Raw genomic sequence first — 24,177 nt, 5'->3', positions numbered from 1 at the left:
TGAACATGGCAAATTTATCTGAACAAGAAAGCTGGATTGATGGAATTTATCAGCTTGAGACATCGGATCCCGTTGTCGCAGGCCCAGGGGGGATCTCCAACCGTCAGGCAGAGCAGTTAGCCAGCCGCACGGCTTACCTGAAGAAAATGCAGGAAACCACTGGTGAGAGTTTGCAATTACATCTGGCGGCCAGCGATCCGCATTCGCAATATGCCCCCAAAAATAGCCCGGCACTGACGGGAACGCCCACCGCGCCCACCGCCGCGCAAACGGTAAACAACACGCAAATTGCCACTACAGCATTTGTGAAATCGGCTATCGCCGCGCTGATCAACGGTTCTCCAGCAGCACTGGATACGCTGCAAGAGTTGGCAAATGCGTTAGGTAACGATCCGCACTTCAGAACAACCATATTGAATGCGATTGCTGAAGTGAAAACTGACGCGGCCAGTAAGCTGAATGCTCATGCTTCCATCCTCGATGCGCACCCTCAATATGCCCCAAAAGCGAGTCCGGTATTCACAGGAATCCCAACCGCGCCGACGGCTGCCTCCGGTTCTAATGACACGCAATTGGCGACAACGGCCTTTGTGAAAGCCGCCGTAGCCGCATTGGTTAATGGTTCTCCTGCGGCGCTCGATACGCTGCAAGAACTGGCTAATGCGTTGGGCAATGATCCAAATTTCAGTACAACCGTACTGAATGCACTAGCCGGGAAGCTGGCAAAAGATCAGAACGGCGCGGATATCCCGAATAAAGCTGAGTTTCGTCAGAATGTGGGAATAATCGAGTCGGCATGGGGCGGCAAAGCCGTGCAAATAAGCCACGTCAATATTCTGGATTATTTTAAGGCGAATCGGCCGTCAGATTTGTATCAATGCGATTCCGCTAATGTTACGGGGTTACCCACTGGGTTTGGCCCTTCCATTATGGAGTGGAAATCGTCGACGGATGGGTTTGGTGTACTGAGCGTCGTAGATGTTACCAATCCGTCACGCACTGCATGGGTGATATTGGGTAATGGTTACTGGCAGGGATGGGTCACTCCAGTGGTGTCTTATGCTAGCACGACTCGCATCCCGACTCGTATTATTGAAATCAATGAACCGAATGTCGATGGCGATTATGTTATTGAGTACGGTGGGACAAACGGCACGCCATCCTATTGCTATGTTGATTTTCACACAGATGGTAAATCCAGCACTGACTATAACGTACGGATTGCCACACCGCCGCCAGCACCAGGCGAAGCATTGTCACTGATTAATATCACAGCTAGCAAACTTCTGGTGAATTCTGCAAGGGTCTGGACTGAGGGCGACTTTACGTTACCACTACGCAAAGAGCACGGCGGCAGCGGTATGACAACGGGGGCGGTCGGAAATGCAATAACGACAAAATTCGCCACTATTGCTGATTGGCTGTATGTCTGTGACCGCTCAAGAAACAATCTAATCGGCTCTGTTGAGTTTGAAAATAACGGGTGGGCATGCTTTTTGTCCGCACGCCATCGGGCTGGGGACGCCGACGGCACTGAATGGGGATGGGTTCTCGCAGATGAGAACATGACCTCACTGGACTATAACTATTTCACACTACGTAAACGCCATTCCACGGGTTGGTTACCGCCCGTTCACCTTTATCATTCAGGAAACCTAACACCCGCCGCTATTGGCGCGATGCCCGTATCTGAACTAGCAGGCATGCCGCAGCTATTCCCCGGCGCTGTTGCGCCAGCAGGGTGGCTAAAATGCAATGGCCAGCAGTTCGATACCGCACAATTCCCTGTTTTAGCGTCCCGCTACCCGTCCGGTTTCCTGCCCGATTTGCGCGGTGAATTCGTACGCGGTTGGGATGACGGGCGTGGGGCTGATGCGGGGCGTGCGTTGATGTCAGCGCAAGGTGACACAATGCAGAGCCACACGCATGAGTACAGAGACCGTTATTACATTGAGGCTGGTATTACATCTACATATACCGAGATTGTCCCAAACGGTTACAACAATAACATCGGGTCCCATTCCACCGATTCAGACAATGGGACGTGGCTCTATTACGACAGCAAGACATCCCCATCCGGCGGTGCTGAAAACCGTCCACGCAATATCGCCTTTAACTACATCGTGAGAGCAGCATAATGAGCAACTATTCAACACAAATTAAAAACGCAGAACTGAACGAACGTGGATTAGCCATCAACACCGGGTGGATTACGGTTTATCACGTGAACCCGGCTACGCGGGAATATCAGAGCGCCAGCTATGAATATGTGATGCAAGGTGTTGGCCTGCCCGCCGACAGCTATGCCGACGAACCGCAATTGCCGCCTGTCGGCCAAGCCTTGCGCCGTAGCGCAGATGGTAAGGCCTGGGAACAGGTGCCAGACTATCGCGGCCAGATGGTTTACAACACAGAAACCCGTCAGGCGCAGACGGTAATGCAATTCGGCGATCTGCCTGAAAATATGACCTTTCTGGCTCCAGCAACCGAGTTTGATCAATGGGATGGTGCGGCATGGGTGACAAATCAGGAGGCGCAACAACTTGCCGTCACTAAAAGCCTACAGCAGGAACTGGCGGCACGGCGCGCGACAGCAACGACCCGAATTGCCGAGCTGAACTATGCAGTGGACTTGGCTATTGCCACGGATGAAGAGCAAGAACGGCTAACCCAATGGAAAATTTATCTGGTTACATTGAACCGTATTGATCTCACTGCTGCATCCGTCGTGTGGCCAGTAGCGCCCTCCGTGTAATCGGTGTAACCCGCATCCATTACATCAATAATGGTGTGCCGTATTTAGCATACGGCACACACGCCTTATCGCCCTCTCTTTGAGCAGGACATTCTGATAATTTCTAATTATTTTTATCGCCAAATGTAAAATAAAATAAAAAATGAAACTGTTATATTTATATATTTCAAATCTGTACTATTTAAATTAAAATAAGTCACTAACACATGAAAAAACCAAGCACAAAATGATAATAAATTTAATTTCAATAAAATTAAAAACCAAGAATAAGTTAAAACTAAACATATAAAACCAAAAAATCAACATTAACGATAAAGACGTCAAATCGAAAAACTGTACTATTTATCCTTAAGTTTTTGCACGGTATAATCTCCACACGTTTCACTCACTATTTATTCTTATCTCACGCCGATCAGTGATCGTTAATTTACGACGGATAAAAATTCCGTCGACGGTAATTTATTCGCATTTATTCATCACTATTTATTCCGGCAAGTATCGGAATAACTGCATTTTCCTGCCTGAAGTTAGGAGCGTAACATGTTTGATGTCGTTGAGCTGTCGCGGCTGCAATTTGCCCTGACCGCCATGTATCACTTTCTTTTTGTCCCGCTAACGCTGGGGTTGTCTTTCCTGCTGGCCATTATGAACACCACGTATGTGTTAACCGGCAAGCAAATCTACAAGGATATGACCAAATTCTGGGGCAAGCTGTTCGCCATCAACTTTGCGCTGGGCGTGGCAACCGGTCTGACGCTGGAATTTCAGTTCGGTACCAACTGGTCTTACTATTCTCACTACGTGGGCGACATTTTTGGCGCGCCGCTGGCGATGGAAGGGCTGATGGCGTTCTTCCTCGAATCCACGTTGATCGGCCTGTTCTTTTTCGGTTGGGATCGTCTGACTAAAGTCCAGCATATGCTGGTGACCTGGTTCGTTGCGCTGGGCTCCAACTTCTCCGCCCTGTGGATTCTGGTCGCCAACGGCTGGATGCAAAACCCGATTGCCGCTGAGTTCAATTATGAAACCATGCGCATGGAAATGCTGAGCTTCGCCGAACTGGTGCTGAACCCGGTCGCGCAGGTGAAGTTCGTCCACACCGTGGCAGCGGGCTACACCGCTGGTGCGATGTTCGTCCTCGGGATCAGCTCTTACTACCTGCTGAGAGGCCGCGATATTGCCTTTGCCAAGCGCTCGTTCGCCATTGCAGCGAGTTTCGGCCTGGCTTCGGTGCTGTCCGTCATCGTACTGGGTGATGAATCCGGCTATGTGATGGGCGACGTACAGAAAACCAAGCTGGCAGCGATCGAAGCCGAATGGGAAACACAGCCTGCACCGGCCTCTTTCACGCTGTTCGCTATCCCCAATCAAGAAACGATGCAGAACGATTATGCGATCCACGTTCCCTACCTGCTGGGGCTCATCGCCACGCGTTCGCTCGACAAACCCGTCGTCGGTATTAAAGACCTGATGGCGCAACATGAGATTCGCATTCGTAACGGCATGACGGCCTATGGTCTGCTGGAGGAACTGCGTTCGGGCAACACCGATCCCGCCGTTCGCGCACAATTTGAGGCTGCCAAGCGCGATCTTGGCTACGGCCTGCTGCTTAAGCGCTATACCGATGACGTCGCCAACGCCAGTGAAAACCAGATTCAGCAGGCAACCAAAGACTCAATCCCGCGCGTCGCACCGCTGTATGTCGCGTTTCGCCTGATGGTGGGCTGCGGCGTGCTGATGCTTGGCATTTTTGCGCTGTCGTTCTGGAGCGTGATACGCGGCCGCATGGGACAGCGTAAATGGCTACACCGCGCCGCGCTGTACGGGATTCCCCTGCCCTGGATCGCGATTGAATCCGGCTGGTTCGTCGCCGAGTACGGCCGTCAGCCGTGGGCAGTCGGCGAGGTTCTGCCTACCGCCGTTGCCAATTCTTCATTGGAGGCACACGACATTCTGCTGTCGATGGGGCTGATTTGCGGACTGTATACGCTGTTTCTGATTGCGGAAATGTATCTGATGTTCAAATTCGCCCGACTGGGGCCAAGCAGCCTGAAAACCGGCCGCTACCACTTTGAACAACCGACCGCATCGTCCCTCGCAACACCTGCAAAACCGTAACGGGAGCCATAATAATGCTGGATTATGAAACATTACGCCTGATTTGGTGGGGATTGATTGGCCTGTTGTTCATCGGCTTCGCCATCACCGACGGCTTTGATATGGGCGTAGGCATTCTGCTGCGCCTGCTGGGCAAGAACGATACCGAGCGACGGGTGATGATCAACGTGATCGCTCCACACTGGGACGGCAATCAGGTCTGGCTGATCACCGGCGCGGGCGCGCTGTTCGCCGCCTGGCCGATGGTCTATGCCGCCGCCTTTTCCGGTTTCTATTTCGCCATGATCCTGGTACTCGCCGCCCTGTTCTTCCGCCCGGTTGGCTTTGATTATCGCTCCAAGCTGGAAAACCGCCGCTGGCGCAATATGTGGGACTGGGGCATTTTCATCGGCAGCTTCGTCCCCACGCTGGTATTCGGCATCGCTTTCGGGAATCTGTTGCAGGGTGTGCCGCTGAGTGTAGATATGTATTTGCGCCTCACCTACCACGGCGGGTTCTTTGGCCTGTTGAATCCGTTTGGGCTGCTGGCAGGCGTCGTGAGTGTCGCTATGATCGTCGCACACGGTGCCATTTACCTGCAAATGCGCACCACAGAGGCGCTTCAGCGTCGCGCGCAAAAAACCGTCCAGATCGCCAGCGCGCTGATGAGCCTCACCTTCTTACTGGCTGGTTTTTGGGTACTGTTCGGCATCGACGGCTACCTGATTACCTCCGCAATAGATAAAGCGGCCCCGTCTAACCCGCTGAATAAAGAGGTGGTCCAGCAGGCTGGGGCGTGGTTAACCAACTTTACGACGCACCCTGCGCTGTGGGCGATCCCCGCATTAGGTGTGGCTCTGCCGTGGTTCACCTGCCTCTTCTCTCGCATAGACCGCTGCGGCTGGGGTTTCCTGACTTCATCACTGACGATTGTCTGCGTGATTCTGACGGCAGGAATTACGCTGTTCCCGTTCGTGATGCCTTCCAGCTTCGATCCCAACGTCAGCCTGACCATCTGGGATGCCACGTCCAGCCAGCTTACGCTTCAGGTGATGACCATTCTGGCCTGTATTTTTGTTCCCACCATCCTGCTTTATACCAGCTGGTGTTATTACAAAATGTTTGGCCGGATCGATGCCCGCTACATCGAAGCCAATAAACATTCCGTTTACTAACAACTTAAGGAGAAAGAAGATGTGGTATTTCGCCTGGATACTCGGCACGTTGCTGGCCTGCGCGTTCGCGCTGGTCACCGCGCTGGCAGTAGAGAACCATGAAGCGGGCAAAGACGCTTCGTAGCTTTCGTTTTAACAACACATCGTGCTGATAAACCTTCGTTTTTGGCAGGCCATTGATCCCGTGACGGACATGGCCTGTCATCGCTCACTCCCAGGCTACACCTGCTCCGCCGCAATAAATGCTGCCACGTTCATCACATTGGCTGGCGGCTGGTGTCGCTGCAACTGCTGCGTCATATAACGCATATAGGGATCGATATGGGAAAAAATGGCCTTATAGCCCGCGCAAAGATGGTTATGCCAATGCTTATCAACACGGTGAATACGATGTTTCGGGCACCCGCCGTGGCAGGCGAAACGGTATTCACAGCGCACGCATTCTGGCGATAGATTAGCTTTCTGCATACCAAACTGGCGTTGCTGTTTGCTATTGACCAACTTATCCAAACGATCGGTGGTCAGGTTACCCAGCCGATGTGCTGGATAAACAAAATGATCGCAGCTGTAAATATCACCATTCATCTCAACCACCAGCCCCGTGCCGCAGGTCGCCTGCATGACGCAGAGGCTGGGCTTGTCTCCCGCCCATGCGGCCAGTGCATTATCGAACAGTTGCACAAATACCCGTCCAACGTCGTGGCGCACCCAGTAATCAAAAATGGTGTTCATAAAATGGCCATACGCCTCGCCGCTGACCGACCACGGCGTCACCTGCGTGTTCCCTAACGTCTGTGGATGAATTAATTCACCATAGCAGCTATCAACCGGACGCTGTTCAACGGCAGGGATGAATTGGACATGCTGTGCTCCCAGTTCCTGAGTCAGGAATCGATAGATCTCCAACGGAGCCTGCGCCGTTTCATTATTCACGACGGTTAACAGATTGAAATCAACCTTGTGCTGTTTTAGCACCGCCACCGCATTGATTACCCGATCAAAAACCGATTTCCCGCTGTGGGTAACGCGGTAGCGGTCGTGCAACCATTTTGGCCCGTCTATCGACAAACCAATCAAAAACTGATTCTCCGCCAGAAACGCCGCCCACTCCTCATCAAGCAATACACCGTTGGTTTGCATGCTGTTGCGAATGACCTTTCCCTGAGCATATTGTCGCTGGTAGGCCAACGCGCGGCGGTAGAAATCGATGCCCGCCATCGTGGGCTCGCCGCCCTGCCAGGTAAATTCAATTTCGCCTGCGGGGTTTGCCTCAATGTACTGCCGCACGTACTGACGCAGGATGTCGTCATCCATATGCCGCTTCGATTTCGCCGTTTTAAGCGTTCCCTGCTCTTTCTCAAGATAGAAGCAATAGTCGCAGGCAAGATTACACTGATAGCTGGTGGGTTTTGCCATCAGGTGAAAAGGTCGTTTCATCTTACCTCCCGCCGGGATTTGCCGGATGTTAACGATCGTCGGTTATCCACGCACTTGAAAAGTGACCATGATCACTCTCTGGATATTTGATATTGACAGTGTGAGAAAACAATGGAAATAATAATTTCAGAAACACAATAAATCAATGAAATTATTATTTCTTAAAATAATGCACAACACCAGGGGTTCTCTCATGAACAGTTTCTTCTCCGGCGCACAAAAGTTGGGTAAATCGTTTATGTTACCTATCGCCGTCTTACCTGCTGCAGGTTTGCTGTTGGGTATAGGCGGTGTGTTTTCCAACCCAATCACTATCGGAACTTACGCGTTCCTTGATAATGCTGTCTTGCAGGCCATTTTCACATTGATGAAACTGTGTGGCAGCGCCGTGTTTGATAACCTGCCACTGCTGTTTGCCGTCGGGATTGCAGTGGGTATGACCAACACCGATAGAGGAACCGCAGGGCTCGCTTCTGTGTTGTCTTTTCTGGTCATGAACAAGGCCATTAATGCCATGTTGGTGATCACAAACACGCTGGCGACAGATAATCTGGCCGTGCATGGACAAGCCGTTATTCTTGGTATTACGACGCTTCAGACTGGCGTCCTTGGCGGTATTCTTAGCGGCCTGCTCACCGCATGGTTACACGGGCGCTATAACAAGATCGCGCTACCCGAACTGCTGGCATTCTTCAGCGGTTCTCGCTTTGTTCCGATCGTGGCGTCATTTGCTGCACTGTTTCTTGGCGTGTTGCTCTTTTACGTTTGGCCGCCGATCCAGAGCGGTATTTCCCACCTGGGTGGGCTGGTAGAAAAGACCGGGTATATCGGCACGATGTTCTACGGCATGATTCTTAAATGCCTTATCCCATTCGGCCTGCACCATATTTTCTATTTACCGTTCTGGATGACCAGTATCGGTGGAGAACAAATGGTGAACGGTACGCTGGTGCAGGGAACACAAAAAATCTTCTTTGCGCAACTGGCCGATCCCAGCGTGACGCAATATTACATCGGCGTTTCCCGTTTCATGGCAGGCCGCTTTGCTGACTTTATGTTTGGTTTACCCGGTGCCGCACTGGCGATCTACCACTGCGCCAAGCCGGAGAACCGAGGCAAAGTCGCCGGACTGTTGCTTTCCGCCGCGCTGACCGCATTCGTAACCGGCATTACCGAACCGCTGGAATTCGCCTTTATGTTCTGTGCACCGCTGCTGTACCTGGTGCATATCGTCTTGACCGGCGTAGCGTTCATGCTGGCGCACGTCCTCGAAATTACTGTCGGACAAACCTTCTCCGGCGGACTGATCGATTTCCTGCTGTTCGGCGTCTTGCAAGGCAATGCCAAAACCAACTGGGTGTTGATGCTGCCGCTGGGTGCCGTGATGTTTACCCTTTACTACTGCTCATTCCGCTTCCTGATTCAGTTACGCCAGTTGAAAACGCCTGGTCGTGAAGATGAGTCTACCACCGACAGCGAAACACCGACGCTTGCCGGAACCGAGCGCGCTCAGGGCATCATTGCCGCGCTGGGCGGGAAAGGCAACATCATTGACGTGGACTGCTGCGCCACCCGACTGCGCATTACCGTTAGCGATCCCACAAAGGTGAAAACCGATGATTTTAAAGCGTTAGGCAGCCGTGGGACGTTTATTCGCGGGCAAGGCGTTCAGGTGGTATATGGCCCACATGTCACGCTGATTAAGAACGAAGTTGAAGAATTAATGGCCGTTTAACGGTTAGCAAGGATAAGAAAATGAAAGCTGTCATGTTGATGTTCGATACGCTGACCCGTAACCATCTGTCGCCCTATGGCGGTGACGCCATTACGCCTAACTTTGCCCGTTTGGCGCAGGAGTCGGTGCAGTTCGATAACTTTTATGTCGGCAGCATGCCCTGCATGCCGGCACGGCGCGAGCTTCATACCGGTCGATATAACTTCCTGCACCGCAGTTGGGGGCCGCTGGAACCGTTTGATTTCTCCATGCCGCAGGCGCTGGACAAGCACGGCATCCACACTCATATGGTGACCGACCACAAACATTACTGGCGTGATGGTGGGGCAACCTACCATACCCGCTACTCCACCTTTGAATTTATTCGTGGGCAAGAAGGCGACTGCTGGCAAGGCAAAGTCGCCAAACCCGCCATCCACTATCAGGGCATGGAGGATGAAAACACGCGCCAGCGGCGAACCAAGCGCATTACGCAGGATTTCATCAACCGCGCCGCGATGCCGACCCAAAAAGAGCACTACACCGAGCGCACAATTCAGGCCGGGCTGGACTTCATCAACAACAACAAAGACGACGATAACTGGTTCTTGCAGATTGAATGCTTCGATCCCCATGAACCCTTCTTCGTGCCTGAAAAGTATCTGGACATGTACGGTTGTAAAGCGGAAGACTTCAACGGCTGGACACCCTACTACTGCGCGACGGAAAGCCCTGAGCATGCCGAGAAGGTGAAGACGTTTTATCAGGCGCTGGTCACGATGTGTGACGATTATCTTGGTAAGGTGATGGACAACCTCAAGGCAAACGGGCTGTGGGACGACACCCTGTTTATCGTGTGTACCGATCATGGATTTTTGCTGGGCGAGCACCAGTGGTGGGGCAAAAATATCATGCCGGTGTATAACGAAATCGCCAACACGCCCTTCTTCATACGCGATCCTCGTAGCGGAATTCAGGGAGAACGGCGGCAGGCATTGGCACAAACCATCGATATTCCTGCCACGCTGCTCGATTATTTCAACGTACCGCTGCCGCCCACCATGCACGGCAGGCCGCTACGTCCGGCGATTGAAAACGATACGCCCATCCGTGACAGCGCGCTGTACGGGTACTTTGGCGGGCACGTGAATATCACCGACGGTGAGTACGTCTACATGCGCGGTCCGCGACAAAACGACAAGACGGATCTGTTCGAATACACCTTAATGCCCACGCGCATCGACAGCCCGTTTGCGCTCGGTGATTTCCGGCATATGACACTGCACCCCGGATTTGATTTCACCCAAGGTGCGCAGGTCATGAAGATCCCAGCCACCTTTGGCTACCTCAACGCCTATCGCTATGGCGACAAGTTATTCAATGTCGCTGATGATCCTCGGCAGAAAGAGGCGTTGCAGGATCCACAGCGGGCGATGGCCTATGCCCAGAAGATTGCCGCACTATTCAGGGAAAATGACGCCCCGCCTGAACTCTATTCCCGTTTCAGCCTCGATGCGCTAAGTGCCGATCGGGAACAGCAGGATCGGGCACGCTATGAGCACTATCCTGAACTGGCTGGGCTGGATGTCAGTTGCGAACACCGCGGCGTTTATGAATCATTGCGCCTGCTGATTAATGCAGGAAAAGCGGCCAATCTCTCGCTCACCGCGATGCTGCAATCGATTCCTCAGACATCTATGCTGCGCGAAAGCGATATTTTCCTGATGATTGCGGCGGCATTTTCTCCGGCAGCACAGCCGGAATTGGTGTATCAGGCGCGCCTGCTCTTGCGGATTGATTGACAGGGAAACGATGAACACATTAACGCTGAGTAATACGCAGCTGACGCTGCAAGTGCATCCCAACGGCGCGGAAATGCGTAGCCTGACGGATGCTCAGCGGGAATGGCTCTGGCAGCCCGGCGATACGGGCTGGCAGAGTACCGCCCCGCTGCTTTTTCCTGTTGTCGGGCAACTCGTTCATCAGGGAATTTATCATTACGGTAAACACTGGCCGTTACCTGCTCATGGTTTTTTGCGGCACCAGCGGTTTACGGTGGTAGAACAGTGTCAGGAAGCGCTACACCTCCGCTGCCATGACACGTCAGAAACGCTCGCCATGTGGCCATTTCGCTGGCAGCTTGATGTCCATTATGAACTGCACGACAGGCGTGTGGTGGTTCGCTATCGGCTGGTCAATACCAATGACAATACGCTGTGGTTTTCGCTGGGCTCACATCCCGGATTTGCTATTCCAATTGGCCAGGAGCCCGGTTGGCACGTCCGCTTTTCATCTGCGCGCTGCCGCGGTCCGTGGCCTACCCACCAGAGAACACTGATCGTGAACGACGCGGCCCCCGCTCCTATTGCTGACGTGCTGCCGTTAACGTCCGAGACATTTGCCAACGGCGCGCTCTATTTCAGCCATGCGGAGCAGCAGACCATCGACGTTATTTCTCCCTCAGGGACTAGCCTGATCCAACTCTGTACCGATATGCACCCCTGGCTCGCACTCTGGTCAGAGCCGGGTGCCAATTTACTCTGTATTGAACCGCTTTTTGGGACGACAGACGCGCCCGATTTCACAGGCGAATTGCGGCACAAGCGGGGTATTGTGGCGCTACAATCGGGCGAACGCTTTGAATGTGGCTTTAACTTCACGGTCAACGCAGACGAAAAAGGAAGAGCAAGGTAAAATGCGGGGAATATTCAGCAGCGGTACGACAGGCCTGATTCAGAATCAGCACGCTCTGTGTACGATGGCGACGCAGGAATCCCCCATGAGCATCAATAAAGAAAAAGTTCGAACGTATATCGCGAATATCTTGCATGGCCTCAGCGACACGAACCAGACTATCGCCAATTACGTGCTGCAAAACCCCAGCATGGTTGCCCAATTGCCGGTCAAGAAATTGGCAGTGGAGATCGGCGTGAGTGAAGCGACCATCGTCCGGTTCTGCAAACACATCGGCTATGCCGGTCTGCTGGAACTGAAAAGCGCGCTGAACCGTGAGCTGTTTGATGACAGCGATCTGTCATTGCCCGCCACTCCCGATATCCTGATGAATGATACGCGTCACGATGTCGCACAAAAAATTGCCCTCACGGTAGACAGAGCCGTCAAGGAAACCATCGATCTGATTGATATGCAGACGATCAATCAGATAGTCAGTCTGTTTATCTCGGCGCGTCGCGTGATGTTTATCGGCTTCGGCGCATCTGGCCTTGCGGCACTGGAAGCGCGTGACAAGATGAACCGTATCGGCATTGATTCCGATGCCTTTACCGATCGGTTCTCAATGACGTTAAAACTGGCAAATTTGAAGCCTGACGATCTTGTTGTCGCGTTTTCACACTCTGGCGAAACCCCGGAAGTGGTGAATGCCTTTAAACTCGCGGAAAAAGCAGGCGCCACACGGCTTGCAATAACCCACAGCACACACTCGCCGCTCACGAGTTTAGGAAATTATGTGCTGTTAACCTGTGGCGAAAGTGAACGCTATCAGGGGGATTCTATCGGCACCCGTGTTTCGCAGCTTTTCATGATCGAGTTTCTCTGCACCGAACTCACCAAACAGAACTTTAAAGACTTTTCCAGCCAGAGCATCTCAATCAAAGCGCTGTTGATTAAAGAGCGCATTAAACAACATTCAACCTGAAATCAGACGACAACATGACAACACCCAGACAGGACAAAACACCGTGGTGGAGTCAGGGGAAAACCCCGGACTACCGTTTTTCATTAGCGAATGAGCGCACCTTTCTGGCGTGGATTCGCACCGCGCTGGCGTTTCTTGCCGGCGCGGTGGGTATCGACCAATTTACCGTGCACATCGATCCACTGTTGCGTCAAGGGCTGTCGTTGTTGCTGGTCGTCAGCGCGGCACTGCTTGGGGCGTTGGCGTATCGTCGCTGGGTCAGTAATGAGAAAGCGATGCGTCAGGAAAGCGATATGCCGTATACGCCAATGCTGCTGATCGTGACGCTGTTCATCACCCTCATTGCCATCGCGCTTGCCGCCATGATTCTGTTCGGGTAGCGCATGGACACGACTCGCGATCCGGGGTTACAGCCACAGCGAACCGGCATGGCCTGGTCACGTACGCTGTTTGTGGTGCTGATCAACAGCCTGCTGTGTTTTCGTCTGAGCATGGTGAATGACAGCCGGGTGGTATTTGCCTGCGCCATTCTGCTCTTGTGTGTTTCTGCGTTGATGTCGGTGCTGGCGATTCTGCGCTACCGCTTTAACGCCCATTGCCAATCGGTGCTATCACGCGCCAGCCACGGGCTGATCGTGCTCACGTCAGCGTCAATTGTGCTCACCGCGCTGGTCTTGCTGCTGCATTTCAGCGGCGTGTGGTAGCCCCGATTTTCTGTCATTTTTTCTGAAAAGAAAGGTTTTCTGAAAAGAAAGGCGGTGAAGCCCAAACGCGCTTCACCGATTAGACGGATTATTCGATCGAACTTTCCGGGAACAGGAACGGGTTGATGCTACTGCGAGAAAAACCTTCTTCCTCCATTTTCACATCCAGCACCAGCGACGCCAGATCGTCGGCGACGGCTTCTACACGGTGATCTTTTTCCTGATATAACAGCTTCAGATACGTGCCGCAGTGGCCGCAGCTTTCCGCTTTGATGGCGGAGTTTTCGCTATCCAGCGACCAGTAGTTCAGTTCGCTCGATTCTTCACAGTTGCTGCATTTTACCCGCACCATGTGCCATTCGCTTTCGCACAGATTACAGTGCAGATAACGCAGCCCGCTGGACGTACCTAACTGCACCACGCCCGAGACCGGAATACTGCCGCACACGGGGCAGAACTGGCGATGTTCGCCGGGTACGGCACGCGCTTTACCGGGCAGTTGGCTTGCCATCTGCGCCCAGAACAGCGACAGCGCCGCCCAGATGAACGGGGCTTTATCATTGCTCTCGGCACGAAATTCGTGTTGCAGCAGCGCCGTTGCCTGTTCTTCCAGTTCCTGCTCTGAGGCTTTTTCCAGATTCTCCAGCGTAGATAATACCTGTCCGCTGGCATCTGGCTTCAATTCTTCAATCAGCGCACGCAGCAGCGTGTGCCAGTGCGCATCACGCGGGAACACCGCGATATCAAGCGGCGGACGTTCACCAGACTGTTTCAGCACGTCACTCAGGTCAAGCTTCAACGGATGATCGTGCAATACCTTCTGCTGGGCTTCCACCACGCCTGCGGCGAAGGTGAGATAATCCCCCAGCGGGTGATCTTCAGCTAACTGACGCAGACGCTCCGCGCGGCTGCTGTACAGGCTTTTTAAATTGGCAAAAAGCAACGGAGGAATATTCCCTTCCGGCATCGATTTTTCGTTCTGTTCTAACTGTTCCTGAGGAACAATGCGAATACTCATCAGGGGGATTTTTCCTGTTGTTTACGTTGTCTATCCGATAGATTTCGGGGTGCCGGAAGGCCGCCAGCGCGGTCCGAAAGATAGCGGGTATAGCTCACCTTTAGTCGGAATTATACGCATCGTGACTAGCGACTTTCTGATTTCCGGCAAGGTTATGGCTGTTTTTCGCCATCCATTCAGTCACCTTCCGCCATGACGGAAACAGTAGCAGAAAAGCGGCAAACATCTCCACACCTCTAAAGGGGTGATCGGGTCAAACGCTCGCTTATCTGCGATCGAATCAGCGCTGCCAATACGATCACGCTTTGTTCACAGCGCTCGTCCCATTCATAGGAGGCGTTGAAGCGGAAATAACGATCGTATTTGTCACCGGTCGTGAACATTTTCCCCGGCGCAATACTGACGCCTCGTTCCAGCGCGCGGCGGTATAGCTCCGTGCTGCTGACACCTTCAGGCAACTCCAGCCAGAGAAAATAACCACCTTGCGAATGATTAATGAGGACATCGCCCGGGAGGTGTCGTCGTAGCGACTGTAACGCCGCGTGTTTACGCTGTTCCAGCGCTCGTCGCAGGCGACGCAGGTGGCTGTCATAGCTGCTGGTCGCCAGATAATCCGCAATCGCCAGTTGCATAGGTGCACTGGTTGATAAGGTACTCATCAGCTGTAAACGCTGAATGCTGCCCGCATAGCTTCCGGCCGCCACCCAGCCGATGCGGAACCCCGCCACCAGATTTTTAGAAAACGAGGAGCAGTGCAGAATCGAGCCTTTTTTATCCAACGCTTTTGCGGGCAACGGACGTTGCAGGCCCGTATAAAGCTCGCTGTAGACGTCATCCTCTACCAGCCCGACACCATGTTTTTCCAGCATCACCACCAGCCGCTGTTTCTTCTCCCAGGACAGCGTGCAGCCGAGCGGGTTATGAAAATTGGTCATCAGCCAGCAGGCTTTGATCGGATAGTCGTTCAGCGCCTGCTGCAACGCATCAAGATCGATGCCCTGCTGTGGATCGGTTGCAATCGCAATCGCTTTGAGTTTGAGGCGTTCGATCGCCTGTAGCGCGCCATAAAAAGCGGGAGATTCGATCACCACATAATCGCCCGGTTCCGTCAGCGCCTGAAGGCTGAGATTAAGGGACTCCATCGCGCCCGCCGTAATCACAATCTCATCGGGAGAGACGGCAATCCCCTGCAACGCGTAGCGCTGAGCAATGTTCTTCCTCAGGCTTTCATTACCCGGCGGCAAGTTATCCAGCGCGCTGTGTGGCTGCATATGACGCGCCACCGAGGCCAGCGAGCGTGTCAACTGACGCTGTGGAAAGAGCTGTGGATCGGGAAACGCCGATCCGAACGGCATGACCGCCGGATCTTTGCTGGCCTGAAGCACATCAAAAATGAACGCGTTGACGTCTACGTCTTCGGTCAGTTGAACGCGCTCCTGCCCCACGGGCGAATGCAGGCTGTCTGCTGGTAGCGTGGACAGCTTTGGTGCCGCGTAATAACCCGACTGTGGACGCGACACAATCAGCCCCTGACTTTCCAGCAGCTGATAGGCGTGCAGCACGGTCATCAGGCTCATACCCGAATGCAGTGATTTTTCCCGCAGCGAGGGCAGTTTGTCGCCCGGCTGCCAGATCCCTTCCTGAAGCTGCTCACGGATCTGGTGAGCGAGCTGTTCAAACTTTGCCATAGCGCTACAGTTTCGGTGGGTGAGTCTGTCATTATTTTTAGCTCGATCACCACCGACAGGTCATGATCGAGAAGGATGCTTTATCGAGAACAACGCGCTGTTCGAGGACTATGTGCGAAGACTATTTCGCCGCGTAGCGTTGTACAAAATCCAACAGAATCTTGCGCGCCCAGACGGGCTCCTGCGGAATATCCATCATCCGATCGACATCCCAGCCGCCCTGCCGTAGCGCCGCTTCATTATAACGCAAGCACGTCAGCATGATGTCCGCACTGAATTCCGGGTGAAATTGCACGGTCAGGACTTTATCGCTATAGCGGATAATCTGGCAGCCATCCATCTCTGAACTTGCCAGCACCTGTGCACCTTCCGGCGGTTCCAGCACGGATTGCTGATGGGTCAGATAAGCACCAAACTGCGGCGGATAATCACGCAGTAAGATGTCTTGCGCCGCGGCTTCATGGATTGTCACAACCTGAACACCCACTTCCTTGCCGTTCGGGTTATCCCCCACTTTACCGCCCAGCGCATCGGCGAGCAGTTGGTGCCCATAGCACACGCCCAGCAGCGGAACATCCGCGTAATACGCTTCACGCAGCCAGCCTGCGGTGTATTCGCTCCAGTCCAGTCGATCGGTGACCATCGACCACGAGCCGGAGATTACCACCGCCGCCAGCGTATCGAACGATGGCAGTCGCTCTCCGAGATCGGGACGGACCACCTGCACCGGCTGCGTGTTCCCCTGCACCGCATCGGTAAACCACTTCCCCTGTTGCCCAACCTGAGACGCAATGCCTTCCGGCGGTTGGCCTAACTGAATCACCAGCAATACCTTTTCGCTCATCGTCCTGTTCTGCCCGTATTTGAAAATCACAAATTTGAAAAACCATTCGTCTGAAAAACCACAAGAATGCGGCGCTCACTGCTTATAACGAACGTAGCACTGTGACTCAATGAAAACCAGCCATCATGAAAATCTGCGCATGGGGAAAAAAACCTGCGCATTATTTTATCATCGTGAAATGGGGCGGTTTGAGGGCAGAAAGAGTCTGCTAACGGGAAGACTGTTGACGGTAGGCTAGCGAGAAAACATCGTAGAAATCAACGTCACCTTTCGTACGTCGAATTTGCTCTATCCCTGCTTTCACGGCTGATGGCACCTGCTCGTTGCGTAGCAGCTTATCCTGCGTGTCCTGTGATACGTGGCGGACCGTAAACCACTCGCCGTTATAACAAACACGGAGATCCAGCGTATCAATGTCTTCAAAGCGATAGGTCGGGTTGATATCTACCGAGAGCGCCAGCGTCATCACCAGCAGGAAAACCGTAAAGCCGATCAGATACGGTAAACCAAAATAAGGGGCATAAAAGAGGATGATCGCGACCGGCACGTAGCTCACCAGCATCGCGGCAAACAGATAGGGGTGTGACTGCATGAATTTGCGGCTAAAACGTATTTTATTGTCGCGTTTTTCTTCCCGATTAATACGTTCGATCTCTTCGGTCAGAAGGCGTTTTACTTCATCCATCGTCATCACCATCGTGCTTGAGGAATACAACACTGCTGGCATCGATTAGAACATAGCCCCATGAGAGATAACAGATACAGTTTTCGACAGATTAACTATAACAGTTTGTCGGATGCCGGGATGGATTACCCCGGCAACCTCGGTGACAGAATGGCGGAGATTACGGAATGGCGGGCATCGTGAGATCGGGATCGATCAGATTGTAGATGTGATTGCCAAACACGGGTTGCTGCAACAGTTGATCAACCGCCAGCGCGACATCCCAGCGTGACACCAACCCCAGCGTAGCAGCACCCTGCGTCAGTTTTGCATTGTGCGTCGCAACCACGTCCAGCAGACCGCCGGGACGAACAATACAGTGATCCAACGTACTGCTTTGCAACCAGCTTTCTGCCAGCGATTTCTCACGTACCGCGAAGCCAAACGCAGCTCTGGCGCGTGGCGACAACAGCGGCCAGCTATCGCCGCAGCCCAGTGACGTCACCAGCAGCATACGCTTGAGGCCTGCCTGTTCGGCACCATCGATCACCGTGCGATGACCCTGATAATTTACCGTGCCGCCGCCCATTGTCGATACCACAATGGCAGAAGGCCCCGCCACACGACAGGCTTCCGCGACCGTTTCCGGCTCGCAAGCATCGCCTTCTACTACCGTCATTCCCTGCTCACGCCAGTGTTTGGCCTGTTCAGGATTACGTAATACGAGTACGACCGCCTGCTCGCACTCAATAGCGCGCTGTAATAAGCAGGCGCCGACCCCATTGCCTGCGCCGAAAAGTAACCACGTCATACCTGCTCCGGTTGTAATTCACTCGCCAGCGCACGGAACGCCTCAACCTGAGCGCTCAGCAGTTGGCGGTGGCTGTCTCGTCCAAGGAAAATTTTAAACATCGCCGTACCGCTGGCATTAAAGAACACCACGGACGCCGTGTCCATCCCCATGAATTTACGTTCAATAAACGCAATGTGCTGACAGCTCGTTGCGCGGATATGTCCGCTCAGGCCATTTTTACCGCGCAGGTTAAAGTAACCGTGGCGATGCGTACCGGTTGGCAGCTCGCTCTTGAATTCCAGAATCGCGTCCGCCGTGTGGCTGATTAGCGTCACTTCACCCCAGGTCGCAATCGTGTCCCAGACGTGATCGAAACGATCGCTCGCCGCCAGCGTACGCTGCGCCGCAGGCAAGGCCTCAACGACAGCAAACAGCGAGGTATTATATTTTCCGGCAATCTCTTCCAGCGTGCCATCAGGGTTGGTTGCCAGTAATTCATTCAGTGTCATCGTCATGTCTGCGTCTCCGGTTAGTGCGCATGCTCTTCGGCATTAAGCTGGGGGATAATTTGTTGTAATGCCTGCATCAGGTTATTCGCCCAGAAGCGGCCATCGTTGGTCAGGCGCAGGCAGGTGGAATCGTCACAGGTCAACCCGGCCTGATGCCATTGGCTAAGCAACGGCTGAAGTTCACGGGCATGTTGGGTCAGTTGAGGCAGCTTAATACGGCCAACCTCAATACCCGCCTGAAGCTGATGCTGCCACGGCCCGGTCGGACTGGCTGGCGTCATCATCATGATCGGTTTTTGCCCCTGATCGATCTGCTGGTAGTAGCGCTCCAGGCTACGTTCCATCATGTAGGCTTGCCCGTTTATATTGCCGCCCGCGCCGCTGCCCATTGCCAGACAGTCCGCGCCCTGTTTAATCAGCAGGTTGTACAAGTTGCGTTCACGCGTGGTGCGTGCCCAGTGACTGTTGCTAAGCTGGTGCCAGCCAGCATCGGCCAGAAATGCCGCGCCAGTTCGGTAAAAGTCACGACGGGCCACCACATCAGGCAGCGCGACACGCTGGTTTTCGGCCGCTTTCGCCAGCGGCGTGGTCGGTAACAGATTAAGCGCATACAGATCGACGCCGTCTAACGGTAAATCACTGACGATCGCCAGATCTTCGCGCCAGATTTCCGGCGTTTGTTCCGGCAGGCCGAACATCAGATCGCACACTACGGCGGCTCTGTCTCGCTCGCACAGGCGCTCAAGGAAGCGAATTGACTGCTGCTTATCCGACGTACGCGCCATACGCTGACGGATGCGAGTATCGAACGTCTGAATCCCGATGGAGAAGCGGTTCGCTCCGGCATCCAGACAGGCATCGATCCGCTCATCGTCAAAATCCATCGCCCGCCCTTCCACCGTGATTTCACAGTCCGGTGCCAACGGCAGAGAAGTACGGATCGCGCGAATGATCTGCGACAGCTCATCGGCCGCCAGCGCCGTTGGCGTACCACCACCAAAATACACCGCATGAATCGGCGCAGACTGATGCAGTGGGCTGTCCGCTTCCATCGCCAATTCCTGCAACAGATAGCGGGTATAGGTCGCCGTGCTGTCATCACGCAGTTTGTTTTGATAAAAACCGCAGAACGTGCAGTGCGTGGCGCAGAAAGGAATGTGCAGATAGAGCAGACGCTTACGCGCAGGCACGATCTGCTGCTTCAGCGTCTGCCAACCGGCCGGAATCTGTTCTGGTGAAAGCGGCACAGAGTTGCGCCAAGGCATTGCCATACGTCGGGCACCAAAAGGCTGCTCACCGGGCTCGGCATAATACGGCGTCAAATCGATGTTCATTAACGGCCCCCAAATAATCAATAAAATAAATTAAATGATAATTATTTTTATTTGGCAACGTGACGGAGGCGTAAATAAACAGGCGGAATGTGAGTGCGACAAAATGACGCAGTGGATTAACAAATCGTTTTCTTTTGTGCAAACTGAAAATCATGCCGAAAAAACGTATCGCTATTTTATTTCAGAGGGTTACGATGTATCCCTCTTTGTTTTTTTAACAAGTACGAAAAAAAAACAGCGTTTATTAAAGTTCGTTAATTTGAGAGATTAATAGGCAAAATTTTTCGGCAAGCGGCACGACAACGTTATCCGAGCGATTAAACGGTTAGAGGTTGATTGTCCTCCTGAATTCAACCACCTCAATTTTGAGGAGGTTGAATATATTGATAAAAAAGGAGAAATGCGCCGTATGTACAGCATGACAAAAGACGGCTTCATGCTGGTAGTTATGGGATTCACGGGTAAAGCAGCCATGCAAAGCAAAATAACCTACATTCAGGCTTTCAACTGGATGGCTGGACAGTTACAGAACCGCCAACTAATGGGCGAAGAGGCAATGCACCAATTAGCGACAGAGGATACCAGATCGAAGCTGAAAGGCACTATCGGCAGCTGATTGATGAATGAGCGGAAGAAAAAAATACCACTATTGCGACTGGAAGAAGGTAGATGTAGAAAAGCTACCAAGAACATGGAAAAGGTTGAGAAGTGATTAAGTTACGCTATCGATTGATTGCCTTCCTGAAATCCTGATATTTGATCAGTTGTGTTGCTATGTCTCTGTGCTAACCTGTGAGAAAATGTTACCAATGGGGATAGGGATGAAGAAGATAGCGATTGCGACTTTGTTAGTTTTGCTTTCAGGTTGCGATAGAAAATCCGAAGCGCCATTTGGTGTTGAGTGGAATGATAGATCTAGAAGCGTGTCCTCATTGGGGCTTCCGACATTCAATAAAATACCATTAAGAGGTGATTGGGTAATTCTATATGTAACAACACCGCCGAAAGAATCTTTTAATATAGAAGGTGCATATAACTTTTTATATAAAAACGATAGACTTAAGAGAATAACCTTTAATACATACGATCTTACTGGCCTCGACAGTATTGATAAAAGTAAGCACATTTATAATGAGCTGAAGAAAATACTCACTGAAAGATACGGAACGCCAAAAGAAGTTAACGAACATGTATACAATGACGATTTTTCCTTTTTCCCTTGCGTAACAAACACCAACTGTGGCAAGTGGGAGTCGGTTTTTTCGCACGAGAATTATACTGGAAAACTATATATAGGAATGGGTGAGAGCAAAAGCGGATATTCTGACAGGCGCGTTTCAGGTCGAGTTCATGTTGAGTTCAGTCTTAACGGAGATAGCTTATCGCCTTGACGCTACAGCTACAAATTAGCCTGCATCCCCCCTCATCCAACCCGCTTCGGCGGGTTTCTTGCTTCCCATTGCACACGGTTCCGTCTACGATTAACTAATATTTACCAATGGGGATAGCGATGAAGAAGATAGCGATTGCAGCGTTATTGCTGGTTTCTGGTGGGGTGAGTGCTAAAAATTATGTGATTACCATTCCAACAGACTCTAAAGCGCAGTACACAATTCTCGAAAAGGGTTCGCAAGGTGGAATGAAAACCATCGTTACAAAACGCGTAGGGCCATCGGGAACCTCTTATTCTAAACGCATTTACGATTGCAAGAATTCCACGGTTAAATACCTTGGAGATGGTGAAACACTCGAACAAATGAAGGCATCATCGCCAGACCCGCGTATGAGTGGGATAGTCTATGAATCAATAGCATATTACTTAGGCGTCGAGGCATGTAAATAATGATGGATGATATAAACGCACTGGCTGAATAGGTGGCTCTAAGGCATACTTGTGCCGCCTGAAGCATGAAACAGATTCCGATATTGTCACCGTTAACGGAGTATCAAAACACGTCCCCCTTGAACAATTAACCCTCGGGCTGCTGGCGTGGTTCACTACAATTCGAAGACATTGCCAGATAGTGAACCGCTGAAAGATCCGCTTTCCCAAACAACTGTTTAGGAAAGCGGCTAATGGCTTACTGAATACCCTGACTGCGCAGGTAATCTTCATAGTTGCCGGTGAAATCGATCACTTTATTTGGCGTAATTTCCAGAATACGGGTCGCCAACGAGCTGACAAATTCACGGTCATGAGAGACGAACAGCAGCGTCCCTTCATACATTTCCAGCGCCATATTCAGCGATTCAATGGATTCCATATCAAGGTGGTTGGTTGGTTCATCCATCACCAGAATATTCGGACGCTGCATCATCAGCTTACCGAACAGCATGCGACCTTTTTCACCACCGGATAACACCTTCACTTTCTTCTTGATGTCGTCCTGGCTGAACAGCAAACGACCGAGTACGCTACGCACGGCTTGCTCGTCGTCTTTTTCCTGTTTCCACTGGCTCATCCAGTCAAAAACGGTCAGCGTCTCATCGAATTCGTATTCGTGATCCTGCGCATAGTAGCCAATTTTTGAGTTTTCAGACCATTTCACCGTACCGCTATCCGGCTCGACATCACCGACCAGCGTTTTCAGCAATGTCGATTTACCGATACCGTTGGCACCCAGAATAGCGACTTTTTCACCCACTTCGATCATCAGACCCAGCTTGCTGAACAGCGGACCGTTATCAAAGCCTTTGCTCAGCGCTTCAACTTCCAGCGCATTACGGAACAGTTTCTTATCCTGATCAAAACGGATAAACGGGTTTTGACGGCTGGAGGCTTTCACTTCATCCAACTGGATTTTATCAATCTGACGTGCGCGCGATGTCGCCTGCTTGGATTTAGAAGCGTTGGCGCTAAAGCGACTGACGAACGATTGCAGTTCGGAAATCTGCGCTTTCTTCTTGGCGTTATCGGACAGTAAACGCTCACGAGCCTGCGTCGCTGCCGTCATGTATTCATCATAGTTGCCGGGATAAATACGCAGCTCGCCGTAGTCCAGATCCGCCATGTGCGTACAAACCATGTTCAGGAAGTGACGGTCATGCGAGATGATGATCATGGTGCTGTTACGCTCGTTCAGCACTTGCTCCAACCAGCGGATCGTATCGATATCCAGGTTGTTGGTCGGTTCGTCGAGCAGCAGGATATCGGGATCGGCAAACAGCGCCTGCGCCAGCAGGACACGGAGTTTCCAACCGGGAGCAATCTCACTCATCAAGCCATAATGCTGCTCAACGGGAATCCCCACGCCCAGCAACAATTCGCCCGCGCGTGATTCTGCGCTGTAGCCATCCATCTCACCGTATTGCACTTCCAGATCGGCAACTTTATAGCCGTCGGCTTCGCTCATTTCAGCCAATGAATAGATACGGTCGCGCTCTTCTTTTACCGCCCACAGCTCCCCGTGGCCCATGATGACGGTATCCAGCACGCTGTATTTTTCAAAAGCGAACTGATCCTGACGCAGTTTACCCAGGCGCTCATTAGGATCGAGGAAGACATTACCGGCGCTCGGCACCAGATCGCCACCGAGAATCTTCATAAAGGTAGATTTACCGCAGCCATTTGCGCCAATCAAACCGTAACGGTTGCCGCCGCCAAATTTAACGGAAATGTTTTCAAACAACGGCTTGCTGCCGAACTGCATGGTGATATTGTTGGTACTTAACACAGCACTTATACTCGAGTCGGAATGTGATTTGGCGCGCATTATGCCACAAGCGCGCGATAGGATCGCGGTTAGTTTTGAGTAATATTTAAGCGATAGCGCATACAGGAGAGAAA

The 24,177-nt window shown here is 52.2% G+C and carries 23 protein-coding genes; 14 read left to right on the top strand and 9 right to left on the bottom strand.

Translation table 11 applies throughout. The features are described from left to right. The first annotated feature begins 5 nt into the window (after positions 1–5). From DMB82_RS07575 to cydX, 5 genes are all read left to right on the top strand, one after another. The gene (locus DMB82_RS07575) at positions 6–2,138 is read left to right on the top strand and encodes a phage tail protein (protein ID WP_228400058.1); all 2,133 of its coding nucleotides are present in this window, start codon (positions 6–8) and stop codon (positions 2,136–2,138) included. Continuing rightward, complete coding sequence (locus DMB82_RS07570) at positions 2,138–2,755, top strand: tail fiber assembly protein (RefSeq protein WP_110162220.1); 618 nt, start codon at positions 2,138–2,140, stop codon at positions 2,753–2,755. Before DMB82_RS07575 ends, DMB82_RS07570 begins: the two co-directional genes overlap by 1 nt. A gap of 540 nt (positions 2,756–3,295) precedes the next feature. Continuing rightward, positions 3,296–4,873, top strand: a complete 1,578-nt coding sequence (cydA, locus tag DMB82_RS07565; protein ID WP_116162617.1) for a cytochrome ubiquinol oxidase subunit I — start codon at positions 3,296–3,298, stop codon at positions 4,871–4,873. A gap of 14 nt (positions 4,874–4,887) precedes the next feature. After that, the gene (gene cydB / locus DMB82_RS07560; RefSeq protein WP_110162218.1) at positions 4,888–6,027 is read left to right on the top strand and encodes a cytochrome d ubiquinol oxidase subunit II; all 1,140 of its coding nucleotides are present in this window, start codon (positions 4,888–4,890) and stop codon (positions 6,025–6,027) included. A gap of 19 nt (positions 6,028–6,046) precedes the next feature. Beyond that, positions 6,047–6,151, top strand: a complete 105-nt coding sequence (gene cydX, locus DMB82_RS07555; RefSeq protein ID WP_010278781.1) for a cytochrome bd-I oxidase subunit CydX — start codon at positions 6,047–6,049, stop codon at positions 6,149–6,151. Positions 6,152–6,246: 95 nt separating this feature from the next. Here cydX and DMB82_RS07550 read toward each other — a convergent pair whose 3' ends face one another. Beyond that, the gene (locus DMB82_RS07550; protein WP_110162217.1) at positions 6,247–7,464 is read right to left on the bottom strand and encodes an anaerobic sulfatase maturase; all 1,218 of its coding nucleotides are present in this window, start codon (positions 7,462–7,464) and stop codon (positions 6,247–6,249) included. Between the two features lie 193 nt (positions 7,465–7,657). On the opposite strand from DMB82_RS07550, the gene DMB82_RS07545 reads away from it, so the two are divergent. From DMB82_RS07545 to DMB82_RS07520, 6 genes are read left to right on the top strand one after another with little or no spacing between them, the layout of a single operon-like run. Then, entirely contained in the window at positions 7,658–9,199 is a 1,542-nt protein-coding gene (locus DMB82_RS07545) for a PTS transporter subunit EIIC (RefSeq protein WP_110162216.1), read from the top strand. 20 nt (positions 9,200–9,219) lie between these two features. Beyond that, a complete protein-coding gene (locus DMB82_RS07540; protein WP_110162215.1) occupies positions 9,220–10,980 on the top strand; it encodes a sulfatase in 1,761 nt (586 codons plus the stop codon). A 10-nt stretch (positions 10,981–10,990) separates the two neighbouring features. Then, entirely contained in the window at positions 10,991–11,872 is an 882-nt protein-coding gene (locus tag DMB82_RS07535; protein WP_110162214.1) for an aldose epimerase family protein, read from the top strand. Between the two features lies 1 nt (position 11,873). Then, positions 11,874–12,836 carry a MurR/RpiR family transcriptional regulator gene (locus DMB82_RS07530; protein WP_080724598.1) on the top strand — a complete coding sequence of 321 codons (963 nt, stop codon included), beginning with the start codon at positions 11,874–11,876 and terminating at the stop codon, positions 12,834–12,836. Between the two features lie 14 nt (positions 12,837–12,850). Continuing rightward, on the top strand, positions 12,851–13,216 hold the full coding sequence (locus DMB82_RS07525; protein ID WP_014916006.1) for a YidH family protein: 366 nt from the start codon (positions 12,851–12,853) through the stop codon (positions 13,214–13,216). A gap of 3 nt (positions 13,217–13,219) precedes the next feature. After that, positions 13,220–13,540, top strand: coding sequence for a DUF202 domain-containing protein (locus tag DMB82_RS07520; RefSeq protein ID WP_110162213.1), 321 nt, complete (start codon positions 13,220–13,222; stop codon positions 13,538–13,540). Positions 13,541–13,628: 88 nt separating this feature from the next. Here the strand turns inward: DMB82_RS07520 and fdhE are convergent, their stop codons facing one another. The 7 genes from fdhE to hutW form a co-directional block, all read right to left on the bottom strand. After that, the gene (gene fdhE / locus DMB82_RS07515; protein WP_039497485.1) at positions 13,629–14,558 is read right to left on the bottom strand and encodes a formate dehydrogenase accessory protein FdhE; all 930 of its coding nucleotides are present in this window, start codon (positions 14,556–14,558) and stop codon (positions 13,629–13,631) included. Positions 14,559–14,794: 236 nt separating this feature from the next. Next, the gene (locus DMB82_RS07510) at positions 14,795–16,246 is read right to left on the bottom strand and encodes an aminotransferase-like domain-containing protein (RefSeq protein WP_110162212.1); all 1,452 of its coding nucleotides are present in this window, start codon (positions 16,244–16,246) and stop codon (positions 14,795–14,797) included. A gap of 121 nt (positions 16,247–16,367) precedes the next feature. Continuing rightward, positions 16,368–17,090, bottom strand: coding sequence for a glutamine amidotransferase (locus DMB82_RS07505; protein ID WP_110162211.1), 723 nt, complete (start codon positions 17,088–17,090; stop codon positions 16,368–16,370). A 208-nt stretch (positions 17,091–17,298) separates the two neighbouring features. Then, complete coding sequence (locus tag DMB82_RS07500; RefSeq protein WP_167469135.1) at positions 17,299–17,775, bottom strand: YlaC family protein; 477 nt, start codon at positions 17,773–17,775, stop codon at positions 17,299–17,301. Between the two features lie 160 nt (positions 17,776–17,935). Next, positions 17,936–18,565 (bottom strand): NAD(P)H-binding protein, encoded by a 630-nt coding sequence (locus DMB82_RS07495; protein ID WP_094371161.1) that lies wholly within the window; start codon positions 18,563–18,565, stop codon positions 17,936–17,938. Continuing rightward, the gene (hutX, locus tag DMB82_RS07490; protein ID WP_110162209.1) at positions 18,562–19,062 is read right to left on the bottom strand and encodes a heme utilization cystosolic carrier protein HutX; all 501 of its coding nucleotides are present in this window, start codon (positions 19,060–19,062) and stop codon (positions 18,562–18,564) included. The genes DMB82_RS07495 and hutX overlap by 4 nt, the downstream gene beginning before the upstream one ends. 14 nt (positions 19,063–19,076) lie before the next feature. Beyond that, positions 19,077–20,390: a heme anaerobic degradation radical SAM methyltransferase ChuW/HutW gene (hutW, locus tag DMB82_RS07485; protein ID WP_116162619.1), complete on the bottom strand. Its 1,314-nt coding sequence runs from the start codon at positions 20,388–20,390 to the stop codon at positions 19,077–19,079. Positions 20,391–20,697: 307 nt separating this feature from the next. Between hutW and DMB82_RS07480 the strand changes: the two genes are divergently transcribed. The 3 genes from DMB82_RS07480 (at position 20,698) to DMB82_RS07470 (ending at position 22,233) form a co-directional block, all read left to right on the top strand. Further along, positions 20,698–21,006 carry a Rha family transcriptional regulator gene (locus DMB82_RS07480; RefSeq protein WP_116162621.1) on the top strand — a complete coding sequence of 103 codons (309 nt, stop codon included), beginning with the start codon at positions 20,698–20,700 and terminating at the stop codon, positions 21,004–21,006. Positions 21,007–21,211: 205 nt separating this feature from the next. Then, positions 21,212–21,781, top strand: coding sequence for a hypothetical protein (locus tag DMB82_RS07475; protein WP_116162623.1), 570 nt, complete (start codon positions 21,212–21,214; stop codon positions 21,779–21,781). 119 nt (positions 21,782–21,900) lie between these two features. Further along, positions 21,901–22,233 (top strand): hypothetical protein, encoded by a 333-nt coding sequence (locus DMB82_RS07470; protein ID WP_116162625.1) that lies wholly within the window; start codon positions 21,901–21,903, stop codon positions 22,231–22,233. 238 nt (positions 22,234–22,471) lie between these two features. Here DMB82_RS07470 and DMB82_RS07465 read toward each other — a convergent pair whose 3' ends face one another. After that, positions 22,472–24,064, bottom strand: coding sequence for an ABC-F family ATPase (locus tag DMB82_RS07465; protein WP_102117735.1), 1,593 nt, complete (start codon positions 24,062–24,064; stop codon positions 22,472–22,474). Positions 24,065–24,177 lie beyond the last annotated feature (113 nt).

This window comes from Pectobacterium aquaticum (assembly GCF_003382565.3).
In the GTDB taxonomy this organism is placed as follows: Bacteria; Pseudomonadota; Gammaproteobacteria; order Enterobacterales; family Enterobacteriaceae; genus Pectobacterium; species Pectobacterium aquaticum.
This window is presented reverse-complemented; position numbering and strand designations above follow the sequence as displayed.